The organism is Amycolatopsis marina (assembly GCF_900111885.1).
Lineage (GTDB): Bacteria > Actinomycetota > Actinomycetes > Mycobacteriales > Pseudonocardiaceae > Amycolatopsis > Amycolatopsis marina.
The window spans coordinates 1-15,447 of record NZ_FOKG01000035.1; the positions used below are offsets into that span (position 1 = coordinate 1).

Genomic DNA, 15,447 nt, shown 5'->3' on the forward strand with positions numbered 1-15,447 from the left:
GTTTCAATGCGGTGCATATTCCTGAGGAGTTCGCGGGTCAGGGTGCGGATGCGGTGTCGGCGTGCGTTGTGATCGAGGAGGTCGCGCGGGTTGATGCGTCGGCGTCGTTGATTCCCGCGGTGAACAAGTTGGGGACGCAGCCGATTTTGTTGTCGGGGTCGGAGCAGGTGAAGAAGTTGGTGTTGCCGGCGATCGCGGCGGGGGAGATGGCCTCGTATGCGTTGTCGGAGCGGGAGGCGGGCTCGGACACGGCGTCGATGCGGGTGCGGGCGCGGTTGTCGGGGGATGAGTGGGTGCTCAATGGGACGAAGTGCTGGATCACGAATGCGGGGGTGTCGTCGTGGTACACGGTGATGGCGGTGACGGATCCGGCGGCGGAGAAGAAGGCGGATGGGATTTCGGCGTTTGTGGTGCATGCCGATGATCCGGGGTTTTCGGTGGGGGCGAAGGAGCGGAAGTTGGGGATCAAGGGGTCGCCGACGTGTGAGATCCATTTCGAGGATTGTGTGATTCCGGGGGATCGGATTGTCGGGGAGCCGGGTACGGGGTTGCGGACGGCGTTGCGGACGTTGGATCACACGCGGCCGACGATCGGGGCGCAGGCGTTGGGGATCGCGCAGGGTGCGTTGGATGCGGCGTTGGGGTATGTGAAGGAGCGTCGGCAGTTCGGGCGTGCGGTGGGGGAGTTTCAGGGGGTGCAGTTCATGTTGGCGGATATGGGGACGAAGATCGAGGCGGCGCGGCATTTGGTGTATGCGTCGGCGGCGGCGAGTGAGCGTGGGGATGCGCGGGCGAGTTTCATGGCGAGTGCGGCGAAGTCGTATGCCTCGGATGTGGCGATGGCGGTCACCACGGATGCGGTGCAGTTGTTCGGTGGGGCGGGGTACACGCGGGACTTCCCGGTGGAGCGGATGATGCGCGACGCGAAGATCACCCAGATCTATGAGGGCACGAACCAGATCCAGCGCCTGGTCATGGCCCGCCAACTCCTCAAAGGCTGAGCCCTGGGAGTTCCCCAATGTGGCATTGGGGGCATCTGACGTCCCCAATGCCACATTGGGAACATCCACCCCGCACCGCATCCCATCCTTAGGTCGGTGTGCGGGACACCACAGGATCGGTAGCGTCTGCCTATGTGGTTCGTCGTGGGCGTTTCCGCTGTCGTTGTCGCGTTGCTGGCGGTGGCGGTGGTGGTTGACCTGCGCGACCGCAAACGAGGCGGCACGCGCAGGATTCTGCTGCCCGGCTGGCTCGAACGCAGGGGTCGCGGTGCGATGGCCGCCAGTCCGATCGCCTGGAAAGCCGAGGACTACCGGCCGAGGTCGCCGAGGGAACGCGAGCACGAATAGCTTTCACGTCGACTTCAACACTCCAGCTCTACCGTGATCCCTGATAGTTGAAAGTTCAACCTAGAGCACAGGGAGCTGTTGGGGATGTTCGCTCGAGTGCAGGACGCGGTCGCGTTGCTGGGCCGAATCGGGGTGGCCGTGGTGTTTCTCGCCCACGGTCTGCAGAAGTGGGACAACGGAATCAGTGCGACGGCCGACGCGTTCGACGGCATGGGAATTCCGCTGCCGACCGTGGCGGCCGTGTTCACCATCGCCGTCGAAATCCTGGGGTCGATCGCCTTCCTGATCGGCCTCGCGCTACCGCTGGTCGGTGTCGGGTACGCGGTCGTCGGACTCGGCGCGCTGCTCGGCGTGCACCTGGACAACGGGCTGACCGGCGATGGTGGCTACGAGTTGGTGCTGGTGCTCGCGCTGGCCGGGCTCGCGCTCGGTTTCAACGGTGGCCGGATCTCCCTCGACCATGTCCTGCTGCGTCGCGGCCGGGCCAAGGAGCCGCAGGCCGTGTGACGCGCGCCGGTCAGGGGAGCAGGTCGACCGTGGTGCGCTCGGCGTTCCTGCGGTCGGCCAGCTTCGCCTGGTCGGCGTGCGTGACCTGCACCAGATGCGCGCCTGCGGACAGCGGCGCGAGCAACCCGACCAGTGCCCCCTCGGGCAATGCCCAGTCCAGTGTGGACAATACTCGGTCGGTTCCGGAGATGCCCGAGGTCTCGGCGTGCGAAGCGGCCCGCGCCAGCACGTCGTCCACCGTCTCCCCGAGGAGTGCGGGAGTGGTGCTCGGGATCGGAAACATCGGGGCGAAGTCGTCACCGGCCAGCCGCGCCTCCGACAGGTAGTCGAACGCACCGTCCGCCGGTGTGCTCGGCAGCCCTCTGCCCAACGGGTCCAGCGCCACGACAGCGGTGGCTTCGGCGGCACTCGTGCTCGTGTCCGGTCCGACGAAGGCCACCTTCGCTCCCGCCGCGTCCGACGTGACGTCGGCTCCGCACCACCACGCACCGAGCAGCACGCCCGCGGTCTGCCAGTGCGCGGGCAGCGCGACGGCGACCCTGTCACCCGGCTCCACGTCGAACTCCTCGACCAGCCAGTTCGCGGTCTTGGCCGCCCAGTTGGCCACCGTCGCCACCGACAGCTCGATCCGGCTACCCGCCTCGTCGTCGTAGTGGGTGATCAGTGGACGGGCCGCGGCGGTGTTCAGCAGCGGGCGCAGAAGATGCTCGGTGATGCTCACCCCACGAACCTAACCGCCCGCCGGACCCGGAAAGCTGACGGGGCACTAATTCACGCAGACCACCCCGTCAGCGGTGATCTCCGTCTGCGCGCGCGCCGAGCCCGCTGCGCTGCCCCCGCCCTGCGCCGGGGCGGAGGTCGGCGTCGTCCCGGTGTCCCGGCCGGCCAGCGCTGCCACAAAACCGCGCACGGCCGCCTCGTCGACCTCGATGATGCTCTGGCCGTCCGGGCTGCGGCTGCCGACCGTCACCACCGGAATCGTCACGAAGCTGATGTCGCCGGAGGCGATGCCCTTGGCCTGCTCGGCGAACTCCAGCAGGTCGAGATCCGGATCGAGCACCAGGGAGCGATGCACCGTGTCCACCAGTTCGTTCAGCTTCGACGGGCTGGTCAACGTGCCCGCGGAGAGCACCTGGTGCAGTGCCGAGGCCAGGAACGCCTGCTGCCGGACGATCCGGTCGAGGTCACCGCGCGGGAGGTTCTTGCGTTGACGCACGAACGACAGCGCCTCGCCCCCGGAAACTACCTGCGGTCCCGCCCGGAAGTCGGCGCCGGAGTCCTTGTCCTCGGTGGGCTGGTTCAGGCAGACGTCGACCCCGCCCAGCGCCTCGGTGAGCAGGTAGAACCCGAGCAGGCTGACCTCGGCGTAGTGGTCGACGCGGACGCGGGTGAGATCCTGCACCGTTCGCACGAGCGCGCGACGGCCCGCCTGGTCGGACTCCCGCTCGATCTCCGCCTGGTCGTTCATTCCCTCGGCGCGCAGCTCAGCCGCGGCGGCGGCCTTCGCGACCCCGTAGGCCGAGTTGATCTTGTCATTGCCGCCGTGCGGGACGTCGACCCAGGTGTCCCTGGGGATCGACACTCCTGTCGGTTCGCCACCGTCCTTCGGGATGCGGAGCAGGATCAGGGTGTCCGTGTTGATTCCGGCCTTGCTCTCGGTGCGCAACTCCTTGAGCACCTCGAGTGGCAGGGGGTGACCCTGCATGTCGGTGCGCGCATCCGTGCCGACCAGGAGGATGTCCGTCGCCCCGTCGTCCTGTGGCGGCGCGACGCTTTCGTCCTGCTCGATGAGCGCGTCGGTGGTGCGGACGTTGTCCTGCACCCGATCCAGCGTCGCGTAGGCGTAGCCGGTGGCGACCAGGGCCGTGGCCGACAGCAGCGCCACCAGTGTGCGGACGGCGGCGCGGCGTGCCCTGCCCTTCCGGCGCCGCCGGGGAGCCAGCGGCGCGGCGACGCCGGACCGAGAGTGCGGCGTCGGCTCGGGCTTCTGGGTGTCCGCCGTCCCGGTGGCTCCGGTCGCGACGACCTCGTCGGTCTCGTCGGTCTCGTCGGGCTGGGAAGACTCCGGGGAATCGGCGGGCTCGGGGGGATCGGCGGTCGTCTCGTGCTCGGCCCCGGTGTTCTCGTCCTCGCCCGCCCCGGGATCCCGATCGTCGCTGTCGGTCACACCGGTCACCTCCCCTCCCCGCCTCGGCTGCTGCCGAAGTCTGCCCTGACCAGGCTAGGGCACCGGAGCAGTACCGGTGGCCATTGGCGGGAACATCACCGGTCCGGCCGAGGTCAGTTGACGCAGGTCACGTCACCCGCGGTGATCGGCTTCCGCGTGGCGTCGCCGCCGGTGTCCCTGGTGTCGGTCTCCGGGGGTTGCTGGGCCGCTGCGCCCTGTGGGCTGGAGGAGCCCGACGAGTAGTCCGTGCCGAGCAGCAGTCGCACATGGCCCGCTTCGACGTCAGTGTCCGGCTCGCCGGTCAGCGACATCCCGAGTACCTGGCTCAGCGCCTCGACGCTGTTCCCCTCGCCGGGTGGGTGCCGGACGACCGTGGATGATCGGGTGGCGATCGCGGTGGTCCCGCTGCCGTCGAACCCGGCGCTGTCGAGCTGTGCGCGCACCCGGTTGCCCAGCGCGGAGACGCCTGAGGCGTTGAACAGTTCCACCGTGATCGACTCCGCCCCTGCGATGTCCGCGATGGCGCCTTCGTCCTTCCGGGACTCGCCCTCGGTGCCGATCACCTCGTCCACAAAGGTCTGGACCTGCTGGACGTCGACCTCGACCACGTCGGCCCCGCCGATGCGGGCATTGCCCACCACCGGAATCGTGCGGAACTCGATGTTGCCCCCGGTGAGCCCGCGCATCTGTCCCGCGAACTCGAGCAGGTCCCAGTCCTCGGAGAGCACGACCGACTTCTTCACCGCGGACACCAGCTCGGAGATCTTCGACGGGCTGGTGAGCACATCGGTGGAGATGACCTTGCGGGCCAGGCCGGACAGGAAGGCCTGCTGGCGGGCGATCCGGTCGAGGTCGTAGTTCTCCAGTTCATAGCGCTGCCGGACGAAGGCCAGTGCCTGCACACCCTCGATTGTCTGCCTGCCCGCGGGCAGGTCGATTCCCGACCGGATTTCCTTGACCGGTTCCTTGAGGCACACTTCGATGCCGCCGATGGCGTTCGTGATCTCGTAGAAACTCGCGAGGTTGACCTCGGCGTACCGGTCGATCAGTCCCGGCTTGCCGACGAACTGTTCGATCGTGGCGATCAGGTTCTTCCTGCCTGCGGTCTTGGCCCGCTCGTCGATCGCCTTCAGGTCGTCCTCGCCCTGCTGCATCAGGGTGCTGTGGGTGTCGTTGTAGGCGTAGGCGAAAGCGCTGTTGAGCTTGTGTGTCCCGTACCCGCCGTTGATTTCCACCCAGGAGTCGCGGGGGAAGGAGATGGCGACGGCGCGGGTGCCGTCCTGGGGTATGTGCACCAGAATCATGGTGTCGGTCGATCGCTGCCCGTCGGCCTTGCCCGCGTGCAGCTGGTCGAGCACCTCGCGCGGTAGCGGATTGCCGTCATTGTCGGTCCGGCTGTCCTGCCCGACGAGCAGAATGTCGATGGCACCGTCCAGCGGGACGGCCTGTGGCTTCGAGTCGAAGACGTTGGTGGTGGCGAGGCCCTCGTTGAGGCTCCCGACGAACTGCCAGCCGTACCAGGTCAGGGCCAGCACCACCACGGATACGACGGACAGCAGTGCCTTGCCGCTGTACAGCATGAACACCGCAAGACCGCCGCGGTCGCGCACTACGGGCTTCTCGGTCATGCGTCGTGGCCAGTCGGTCACGCCCTGCTCCTCCCAGACGGCTGCGCCCTCACCCGCGTACCCAGCGTGGCGTGGCTACGGCCGTGTCATCTCCCACATTACTGATTTTCGTGTGAGACGTCCGTGGGTTCACGAGAGGTTGTCGATCGCCCGAGGTGACACTCGGATGTAGCAGCCGTGGCAGACTGCCCGGGTCGTCGTGCGGAATTCGAGGAGTGAGTGACAAATGCGGGTGCTGGTCACCGGGGGAGCCGGATTCATCGGATCGCACTATGTCCGGCAAGTACTGTCCGGACAGTATCCGACACTCTCCGAAGCCGATGTCGTGGTGCTCGACAAGCTGACCTACGCGGGCAGTGAGGCCAACCTGGCGCCGGTCGCGGACAGTCCGCGCCTGCGGTTCGTGCGCGGGGACATCTGCGACGCGGTGCTGACCCGTGAGCTGATGCACGGCACCGACCTCGTGGTGCACTTCGCCGCTGAGTCGCATGTGGACCGATCAATCGCTGGATCGACGGATTTCGTGGTCACCAACGTAGTCGGCACGCAGACCCTGTTGCAGGCGGCCCTGGAAGCCGGAGTCGGCAGGTTCGTGCATGTGTCCACGGACGAGGTCTACGGGTCCATTGAGGAGGGTTCCTGGACGGAGGATCACGTGCTGGAGCCGAACTCGCCCTACTCGGCGTCCAAGGCCGCTTCGGACCTGCTGGCGCGCTCGTTCCATCGCACCCACGGTCTCCCCGTGTGTGTGACCCGGTGCTCGAACAACTACGGTCCGTACCAGTTTCCGGAGAAGGTCATCCCGCTGTTCGTCACCAACCTGCTCGACGGTGGCCAGGTTCCGCTGTACGGCGACGGACTCAACGTGCGTGACTGGTTGCACGTGGACGATCACTGCCGGGGAATCCAACTGGTCGCCGACGGCGGCAGGCCAGGGGAGGTCTACAACATCGGCGGCGGTACGGAGCTGACCAACCGCGAGTTGACCGAACGTCTGCTGGCGGCGGTCGGGGCTGGCTGGGACAGGGTGCGTCCCGTCGAGGACCGCAAGGGGCACGACCGGCGGTACTCGGTCGATATCAGCAAGATCAGCACGGAACTCGGTTACCGTCCCCAGGTGGACTTCGACGCCGGTCTCGCCGACACCGTGCGGTGGTACAGCGAGCACCGGTCGTGGTGGGAACCGCTCAAGGACCGTGCCGCGCTGGTGGAAAGGTGACTGTGATGCCCGGACTCGTCCTGCTCGTACCCGGAGGAACAGGCCAGCTCGGCCGGGACCTCGTGGCGCTGTCCGGCGGGGATGTCGAAGTGCGGGCACCCGGTTCCGCCGAGCTCGACCTCACCCAGGCGGGCGCGGTGGTCGAGGCAATCGCGACCATCGCCAAGTACGCCCGCGAGTCCGGGAAGCGTCCCGTGGTGGTGAATGCGGCCGCCTATACCGCAGTGGATGCCGCTGAGTCCGAAGAGGAGCGTGCGTTCGCGCTCAACGTGGACGGTCCTCGGGTGCTGGCCGCGGCCTGCTCGTCCCGAAATGTGCCGCTGGTGCATGTCTCGACCGACTATGTGTTCGCCGGGGACGCGGACCGGCCCTACGAGCCGGAGGACGCGCTGGCACCGCGGACGGCCTACGGCCGGACGAAGGCGGCCGGGGAGGACGCGGTGCTGGGTTCCGGTGCGCGGGCCTGGATCGTGCGCACCGCGTGGTTGTACGGAATGGGCGGCGGTAACTTTGTCAAGACCATGGCCCGGTTGGAGCAAGAGCGCGAAACCGTGTCCGTTGTAGACGACCAGCACGGCTCACCGACCTGGTCGGCCGACCTGGCTTCGGGTTTGCTGGAACTGGCCACGCGAATCGTGTCGGACGAGGCGCCCGAGCACAAGGTGCTGCACGGTGCGGGCGGTGGCGAGACGACGTGGCACGGTTTCGCCAAAGCGATCTTCACCGAGCTCGGGGCCGATCCGGAACGGGTGCTGCCCTGTGCGAGCGCCGAGTTCCCCGGGCCCGCACCGCGGCCCGCCTATTCCGTGCTCTCGGACGCGTCCTGGCGCGCGGCGGGACTCACGCCGCTGCGCCCGTGGGAAGAAGCGCTGCACGAGTTCATGACGGTCAACGCCGGGTCCCTGCGTACTGGGTGAGCGTTGTCCCGCTCCGCGGATTCGCCAAGCCCATGACGACGATCAACGTTCCAGCCGTGACGCAGCGCGCCCGCGCCGGCTGAGAACACTGCCGATGCCCGCGCCCGTCAGTGCCATCCCGGTCGCCAGGATGCCGCCGGTCAGTAGCAGGCCGAGTGCGCCGGCGCCGAGGTCTCCTACGTCGAGCAGGTCGCTGGTGATCCGGAAGGTGGTCATCGGGAAAGCCAGTACGAACAGGCCGGGAAGAACTCCCCACACCAGCCCGCCCGCCAGCGGTCCCAGCGGGGACAACCGCCCCAGCAGCGCGACCCCCAGTAGGACGAGCCCGCCCGCGACCATCGCCGCCGCGCCGGTGATTCCGGTATTGCCGGGGAGTTCGGCGATCGTCCTTCTGAGCTGACCGCTGCCGTAACCGATCAATCCGAGTCCGATGGGCGTGGCGAGCAGGCCGAGCGTGCCGCTGACCAGGTGCCGGGGGAGTCGGGCCCGACCGGTGGGTCCGGCCGCACGGACTTCGGCGGTCGACACCTGATTCTCCGAGACCGGGTGCGAGCTCGACGACACGTGGTGCCTCCTGATGTTGTTCGCGCGTGCGTTGTCGTGGACGCCAGAAGGCGGCAGTGTATCGGCCCCGCTCGAGGGCTCGGTGGGAAACGGAGTAATCGACTACGACGTTGGCAGGCAGTTTGTTGACTGTTCCACGAACTCGCTTCTACGGTCGGGCGGCCGGTGCAGCACCGGCCGCGTGGGGTCTGGGGATTCGAGGGGTTCGGGTCAGTCGTGCCGCGCACCTACTGAATATCGCTGGGGGCAGCAGTGTCGTTGTCACGACGCGCCTTGACAGGCGCATTAGCCGCAGTTTTCGTCGTCTGCCAGGTGAACGCGGGAGCGATCGCGCAGGCCGAGCCAGATGAGCAGCCGCCCGCTCCGGTCACGAGCGCCGCGTCGCAGCCCGCCGTCGGCGAGACCGTGCCCACCAATCTCGTCAGCACGCAGGATGCCGACGTCGAGCCGCAGCTGACCACTCCGATCTCCCCGGTTCCCCCCGTTGAACAGGGCGAAGACGGATCGGTCGGCGTCGAGCGCGGACCATCCAAGGCACTGCAGTCCATTCCCCCGTTGCCCGCGCTGGACCCGGGAGCCGGCACGGTGCCGGTCGAGCGGTCGCCGGTGACTCCCGACCCACCGGTCCGGCCGGAGAAGCTGACGCTGCCGGAGCGGCCCGGTCAGGAACTGGTGGACGCCACGACCGCCGATGCCACCGAGACACTCCGGCGGGCGGGCAGGCTCACCCCGGACGGCGCTCCTGATCTGGCCGCGAGCAACCTTCAGCCGCAGGTTTCCTCGGCGCAGGTCGTCGATCCCAGCAGACGGGCGACCCTGCAGGAGCTGATCGACGCACTGACATCCGGCGAACTGCCACCGCCGCTTCCGGTGGATCCGTTGGCACTACTGGAAGAACTGCCGGACGGAATTCCCCGGATCACCTACCGCGTCTGTTCGGAGTCGGAGACCAAGCAGGTGTCCTGCTCGCTCACCCTGCCGCTCGGCGTTCCTGCCGTCGTCGACGTCACCGGCGACCGGACCCCGGACGTGCTCGCCGACCTGCTGCCCGCGGTCGCGGTCGGCGACATTGTCGGCCCGGTGCGGGAGATTCTCGACCTGGAACGCGAACTCGACGAGGTGACCAGCAGGCTCGGTGTGGTGCTCGAACTGCTCGAGGATCCGCTCAACGCCATTCTCCACCCCGAGTTGCTGGTCGAGCGGCTGCGGTTGCAGGACCTGGTGGCCAGCCTCACCACGACATTGCAGGAGAAGGTCGAAGCCCTGCTGCGGGTGATCAACGTCGGGTTGGCGATGCTTTCCCTGCGCCTGCCCACCAGTGAGCTGGCAGGCGAGGACCTGCCAGGGCATGTCTGGGCGGTGTACGACATTCCCGGCCGGAAGCGGCTTTCCCTCGGCTACGACGGCTTCCGCCGCGGCAGCAGTCTGCCGACCGCATCGCTGGGTGTCTTCACGCTCAACCCGTTCGAGGCGGTCCGGGGAATCTTCGACATCAAGGCCTCCCTGATCCAGGTGGGTGCGGGCGAGTCCCTCGCGGTCACCGCGGGCATGGCGTCGGTGACCGAGGACGATGCGGGCAGAGCGTACGACCCCACGGTCGCGAGCTCGAGATTCTCACCGGTGCCGAAGTTGTTCCACGCGCACGCGTTCGTCGACCCCGGGGCCGCGGACCGAAGTCAGCAGGCCACGGTCGACGCGAGCAGCAGCAAGCAGACCCAGCTGGACGCACAGGTGTTGTCGAACCGGCACTCCACCGGTCCGGGCACGGATCGCTTCGATCAGTTGAAGGTCGACATGCTGCCGACCGAGGTGTCCGCGTCGCTCACCCGTCCGGCTGCCGGTGGCGACGCGACGCTGGATTATCAGGCCGATTCGACGATCGACGACGTGCTCTTCGCCGACTTCGTCTACTCAGGACAGAGACTGGATCGTGCCGTGCAGGTGCGGGCCGCCGCCGTGCCCGCACAGTGGCACGCGGTCCTGACCTCCTCCGGCCAGGACACGTCGCTGGGGTATGGCGCGAGCAGCAGGCTGGAGTCGCTGAACGCCGCGTTCTTCGACCGCGATCCGGCCATCGTCCTGCGTGGGGCGCTGCGGAAACTGCCCACCGCGCTCGACCTGCTCGTGGATCCCCAGGCGAGCCATCTGAACGTCACCGCCGAACAGGCGATCGGATCAGCGGCCGTGTCGGTGTCGAAGAACCTGGGCTCCTTCGCCCCGCTGGAAGGAGATCACGCCACGGTCGTCACCGACGGCGAACAGGTCGGTGCCAGTGCCCACGTGTCCGGGATGCGGCTGGTGGATGCCTACTACGACGGCCACACGCGGCTGAACACCACGTTCGATCCGGGTGGGCAGTCCTTCGTCGGAGCCGCTGACATCGACGGCGTGCACAAGGCGCGGCTGGAGATCTCCAACCTGCCGAGAACGGCTTCGATAGACGCCGACACGGCTGCTCGGAGAATCGCGTACCGGGCCAGTGAGGTGATCGACAGGGCGCATGTCGCCTACACGAACACCCAGAACGGTCCCACTGTGTCGGGCACCGTACTCGAAGTGCCATCCACTGTGGACCTGACTTACGAGGTCGGGGAACAGTCGAGCCTGCATTACGAGGCATCCAGCCGCATCCCGAGAATCGAGCTGTTCGGCAGCCTCACCCACATCGAGGACCTGCGACCCCAGCAGGACCACTATCTGTCCGCGGCGACAGCCGGGGTACCGACCCGGATGGACCTGCTGGTGGATCAGGCGGCCAAGCATCTGCAGGGTGACCTCGAGCAGTCCATGGACAGCATCGACGTGGTGGCTCGGGTGCCCGCGGCGGGCCGCGACTGGACCGCCATGGCGAACCTCGCCGGAATCCCCGCGCGGTTCGACGCCGACTGGCCTGCCGGTACCTACCGGTTCCGTGGCCTGTCCGGGCCGCTGGAGTCGGCGCGGCTGGCCGTGCACAACCACGCGGGCGCCGTTGCTCCGGACGGCCTGCACCTGGCCGCGCACTACCGCGAGTCCACAGGAGACGTCGACGGCAGCATCTCGGCGCGCGATGTGTCGCATGTGGAGTACTCGCGGACGGAGGGAAACCAGACCTTCCGGCTGGACACCGATACTGGGGGTGACCCGGTCTTCGTGGACGCGGACGTCGTGCTGGCGGCGGGCGGCGCGGACGACACGGTCTTCACCGCCCTCGGCAGGGTGGACAACCTCCCCAGCACGGTTCGGGTCGACTACGGCGAAGGAAAGCTCAGCTACGGCGCCGACCGCAACGTCGGGCTCGCACTGGGCGTGCGGTTCGGCAAGCTCGCCGCGCTGGACGGGCTCGGTGCGCCGCTGTTCGACAACGGCGTGGCAGCGGTCGCGCGAGGATGCGACGACGGCGCCGGATGCGTTCGCGACGAGAGCGCCTTCTGCCAGACCTTCCCCCGGTGCTTCGGTGTCGTCGGCACCGTCAACCTGCCCGGGCTGCCGACCGGTCTAACCGTGGACCTGACCGAGCGGCAGGTCGTACTGGACGACTACCGGCCGACCGCCGCCCTGCAGGCGTACATCGGGGTGCACGGGCTGATCGAAGGAGTCCCCGACTTCAAGGCGATGGCGACGCTGGACGGCCTTTCGTCGCCAATGGACCTGACGGTGGGGCCGATCACCGTCACCGGTGGCACGGTCGACGTCGGGTACACGGCGTCCGCCCCGCTGGGCACACTGTCCGTCGAGGCGGACGCCAGGACGACCGACCAGCGATTCCCTGTGCTGCGCGGGAAGGCGACCGTGGACCAGCTGCCCGCGACGATGCACCTGACCGGTCGCCTCGGGGGCACCACGTCGGTGAGCATGCGAAACTCCGCGCCGGTGGACGACATCGCGATCACGGTCACCGGTGACCGCTCCGGATACCTGCGCGCGGGCGTGAGTGGCGTGCCCGCCGAGGCCGATGTGCTCGTCGACGCGGTCGCCGGACACGCCGAGGTCACCATGTCGGCCCCGATCAGGGCGGTGACGGCACTCGTCCGCGACATTCCGGCGAACGGGCGGACGTGGTCGGCGTTCGGCGAGCTGCGGGACATCCCCTCGACGTTCACCGCGGACTGGTCCGGTGGGCGCTACCTGCTCGACGTCGAGTCGGGGCGCCTCGGCTCGGCGTCCTTCGCGGTGACCAACCACGACGGCGCGGTCGCGCCGGTCGGGTCGCATCTGGCGGTGCACTACAGGGAGACCACCGGCAACGTGGACGCCAGCGCACGGATCGCGAACGTGTCGAGGGCCGAGTACAGCCACACGGGTAGTGACTTCACCACCCGCTTCAACGCGGCTTCACAGGAACTCGCGCTGGACGGTGATGTGGTGCTCGCCGCGGGTGGAGCCGACGACGTTCGGCTGGCCGCGCTGGGCACGCTCGGCCCGCTGCCGAACGAGCTGACGATCAGTTCCAACCAGGGGGTCGTGACCTATGCGGCCGACCGGACACTCGACATCGAGGCCCAGTTGTGGGTCGGCAAGGTCGCCGCGCTGCGGGACCTGGGCACACCCCGGTTCGAGAACGGCATCTCGGTGGTGGACCGAGCCTGCCGTGCCGGTGCGGGATGCGTGGTCGACGAGGGGCCGTTCTGTCTCGACGGCGAATGCTTCGGCGCGACGAGCATCATCAACGTGACCGGACTGCCCGCCTCGATCACCATCGATGCGGCGAACTCACGGTTCGCGTTCTCCGACTACCGTCCGTCCGTCGACCTGCTGGAGTTGTACGTCGCCGACTCGGTGTTCACCCCGGCGCCGCTGACCGGTGCCAGGGCGAAGGTGGAGCTGACCGGTCTGCCCCAGGGCATCGACTTCACGCTGGGGCCGATCACGCTCGATGACGGCGTCGATATCGCGTACGACGCCAGCGTGGAACGGGTCGGCTCGATCGAGGTGCACGCGGAGGCCTACGACGTCCCGGAATTCGGAACCGCAAGGGCGCTCGCGCAGCTCGACCCGATCCCGGGCAAGGTCCGCATCACCGGCAAGTTCGGGCAGGCCAGCGACATCTCGGTGGAGAACTCCACGAGTGTCCAGAACCTGCTACTCAAGGCGAGCGGAACCTTTGAGGGGACATCGGCGACGGGAGTGGTGCAGTTCCAGGACGTTCCGTCGAAGTTCGGCATCACCACCGATGTCACCGGCGCCGGGCTCACCGTGCCGAACTTCGCCTACCGCTCGCCCGCGAGCACACTCGACGGCCTTTTCGGTCTGGAAGGCAGGCTGGTCCGGGAGACCGGGCCGGTGGAGGCCGGGATCAGCGGGGTTTCGTTGAACTTCACCGACCTCGGTGGGGAGACCGACGTCCGGCTCAACCAGGACTCCTCGGTCACGCTCACCTCCTCGCCGAAGACCTCGCTGCTGGAGTTCCACACCGGACTCCTGGTCGGTCCGATGGACCGGGCCGAGGTGAACGAGGAGCTCTTCTCGTACGCGGGTGGCTTCTTCACCGGGCATCTTCGCGGCCACTACGGACTCGGCGAGAGCAGCATCGACGACATCGGATTCGCGATTCACGATGTCGGCGACCTGACGGTCCGTCCCGGCAAGATTCCGTTCGGCTCGGGCGACGTGCCACCCGCCGCCGGGTACCTGATGCCCGCCTTCGACGAGGGCGACTACGATCGCGTGGAACTTGGGACGAGTGGTGTGGATCTCCGTCCGGACGTGGACCTCACGTTCACGATCGAGCGGCCGACACCATTCCCGGACGCGTTCGAGGAGTCCGTGGTGCTGGCACCGACAGACACGATCCAGTTTCACCGCTACGACCAGGAGTATCGCCCGGTCAGCTCGAAGCTGCAGCTGTTCGTCGGCCCGGCCGACCTCGGGTGCCTCGAGCTGTCGAGCAGGCCGGGCAAGGTCGCCACCGGTGCGAACGGAATCGTGGTGCGGGGTGCCGACGGCCAGCAGATGGTGAACTTCCTCGACCCCGGTGACGCGATTCCGGACTACGCCATCGACCTGCTGGCGAAGTTCCTGTCCCCGTTCGCCGACGCGACACTCGATGTCAGTGACTGGAACCTCGGTTCGTGCTGACCTCCCGGGGCCGCGCGCGTTTCCGCAGGGCACCCGTGTCGTTCGGTTCGGTCCTGCTTGTGTCGGCGCTGGCGGTCGTCGCTCCGGCAGGGCTGTCCGGGTGTGGGCCGGACTGCACCGAGGCGGAGTTGCGGGTGCCACCGGTCGCGGCCGAGAGTCCGCAGACTCCACTCACCCTGCGCGGCACGCTGACCTCGGACGGCGCGCCCGTGAGCGGCGCGCGGCTGGCCTTCTACTCGGTGCGTGCGGGCGGCAAGGGCAGTCTGATCGGGTACGGGACCACCGATGGCTCCGGGACAGGTGAGTTGGTCGTCGGCGGCGGACTGGCGGCGCTGCCGTATCCACCCGAGTCGGTCACCGGGTACGAGGTGACGTTCGACGTGCTCGATACGGTTGACGGCGTGCGGTACTGCGAGACCAGGGCGACGGCGGCCCTGTCATGACCCGCGGTGCCTGCGCCGCACTGCTGGCGCTCGTACCGGTCCTGGCGGCGTGCGGCGCGGACCGGGCGCCGGATTCGGCCGACTGCACGAGGGTCAGTTCGCTGTGGTCCTCGGGTCAGCCCCTCGCGCAGCTGAACCACGAGACACCGCCGCCGATCCCGGACACGGTGACCGACGTGCACGCGACCGTGCTGCCACCCGAGCCCGGAATCACCGAGATCCCGGCCGGGGAGTCCACACTGGCCAGGCCGGACGCGGAGGTCCCCACGCTGGTGGCGATCGGCAGGATGAGCGGTGCGGTGAGCACCACCAAGTCGGAGTTCGAGCAGATCCTGGCCGAGCGGGACTGGCGTGCGGGCAGCGGCAGCGAGTCGAAGTCCGGCGGCGAGCTACGCCGTTTCTCCCAGGCCTACGAAGGGCAGGATGTCACCGGCTCGGTCGTCGTACTCGACTGCGGCGAACCCTGGTACCTGGTGAGCCAGCGGTGACCGAGCGGCCGTAGCCCCTCGGCCACCACCCTGCCCCTCTCGCACTTTCCCGGGAAAGTGCGAGACCGGAAACTCCCCGGCCCAGGTCGCGCGCTTGTCCGCTCGCAC

12 protein-coding genes are annotated in these 15,447 nt (G+C 68.2%); 8 read left to right on the forward strand and 4 right to left on the reverse strand.

The genetic code is table 11. The features are described from left to right. The 3 genes from BM199_RS31390 to BM199_RS31400 form a co-directional block, all read left to right on the forward strand. The coding region (locus BM199_RS31390) for an acyl-CoA dehydrogenase family protein (protein ID WP_143101980.1) at positions 1 to 1,001 on the forward strand (1,001 nt) is incomplete at its 5' end. Between the two features lie 132 nt (positions 1,002 to 1,133). Then, the gene (locus BM199_RS31395; RefSeq protein ID WP_091679448.1) at positions 1,134 to 1,349 is read left to right on the forward strand and encodes a hypothetical protein; all 216 of its coding nucleotides are present in this window, start codon (positions 1,134 to 1,136) and stop codon (positions 1,347 to 1,349) included. Between the two features lie 84 nt (positions 1,350 to 1,433). After that, the gene (locus tag BM199_RS31400) at positions 1,434 to 1,856 is read left to right on the forward strand and encodes a DoxX family protein (protein ID WP_091679451.1); all 423 of its coding nucleotides are present in this window, start codon (positions 1,434 to 1,436) and stop codon (positions 1,854 to 1,856) included. Between the two features lie 10 nt (positions 1,857 to 1,866). Here BM199_RS31400 and BM199_RS31405 read toward each other — a convergent pair whose 3' ends face one another. From BM199_RS31405 to BM199_RS31415, 3 genes are all read right to left on the reverse strand, one after another. Then, positions 1,867 to 2,577: a TIGR03089 family protein gene (locus BM199_RS31405; RefSeq protein ID WP_091679454.1), complete on the reverse strand. Its 711-nt coding sequence runs from the start codon at positions 2,575 to 2,577 to the stop codon at positions 1,867 to 1,869. A 45-nt stretch (positions 2,578 to 2,622) separates the two neighbouring features. Further along, on the reverse strand, positions 2,623 to 4,023 hold the full coding sequence (locus BM199_RS31410) for an LCP family protein (RefSeq protein WP_218160482.1): 1,401 nt from the start codon (positions 4,021 to 4,023) through the stop codon (positions 2,623 to 2,625). Between the two features lie 113 nt (positions 4,024 to 4,136). Beyond that, positions 4,137 to 5,651: an LCP family protein gene (locus tag BM199_RS31415; protein ID WP_091679462.1), complete on the reverse strand. Its 1,515-nt coding sequence runs from the start codon at positions 5,649 to 5,651 to the stop codon at positions 4,137 to 4,139. 226 nt (positions 5,652 to 5,877) lie between these two features. On the opposite strand from BM199_RS31415, the gene rfbB reads away from it, so the two are divergent. Both rfbB and rfbD read left to right on the forward strand, forming a co-directional pair. Further along, the gene (gene rfbB / locus BM199_RS31420) at positions 5,878 to 6,870 is read left to right on the forward strand and encodes a dTDP-glucose 4,6-dehydratase (protein ID WP_091679465.1); all 993 of its coding nucleotides are present in this window, start codon (positions 5,878 to 5,880) and stop codon (positions 6,868 to 6,870) included. Between the two features lie 5 nt (positions 6,871 to 6,875). Next, the gene (gene rfbD, locus BM199_RS31425; protein WP_091679467.1) at positions 6,876 to 7,787 is read left to right on the forward strand and encodes a dTDP-4-dehydrorhamnose reductase; all 912 of its coding nucleotides are present in this window, start codon (positions 6,876 to 6,878) and stop codon (positions 7,785 to 7,787) included. A gap of 42 nt (positions 7,788 to 7,829) precedes the next feature. Here the strand turns inward: rfbD and BM199_RS31430 are convergent, their stop codons facing one another. After that, positions 7,830 to 8,315, reverse strand: coding sequence for a hypothetical protein (locus BM199_RS31430; protein ID WP_143101981.1), 486 nt, complete (start codon positions 8,313 to 8,315; stop codon positions 7,830 to 7,832). Positions 8,316 to 8,663: 348 nt separating this feature from the next. Between BM199_RS31430 and BM199_RS31435 the strand changes: the two genes are divergently transcribed. From BM199_RS31435 to BM199_RS31445, 3 genes are read left to right on the forward strand one after another with little or no spacing between them, the layout of a single operon-like run. After that, the gene (locus BM199_RS31435; RefSeq protein ID WP_091679472.1) at positions 8,664 to 14,408 is read left to right on the forward strand and encodes a hypothetical protein; all 5,745 of its coding nucleotides are present in this window, start codon (positions 8,664 to 8,666) and stop codon (positions 14,406 to 14,408) included. Continuing rightward, positions 14,402 to 14,851, forward strand: a complete 450-nt coding sequence (locus BM199_RS31440; protein WP_091679475.1) for a hypothetical protein — start codon at positions 14,402 to 14,404, stop codon at positions 14,849 to 14,851. The genes BM199_RS31435 and BM199_RS31440 overlap by 7 nt, the downstream gene beginning before the upstream one ends. After that, positions 14,848 to 15,339, forward strand: a complete 492-nt coding sequence (locus BM199_RS31445) for a hypothetical protein (protein ID WP_091679478.1) — start codon at positions 14,848 to 14,850, stop codon at positions 15,337 to 15,339. Before BM199_RS31440 ends, BM199_RS31445 begins: the two co-directional genes overlap by 4 nt. Positions 15,340 to 15,447 lie beyond the last annotated feature (108 nt).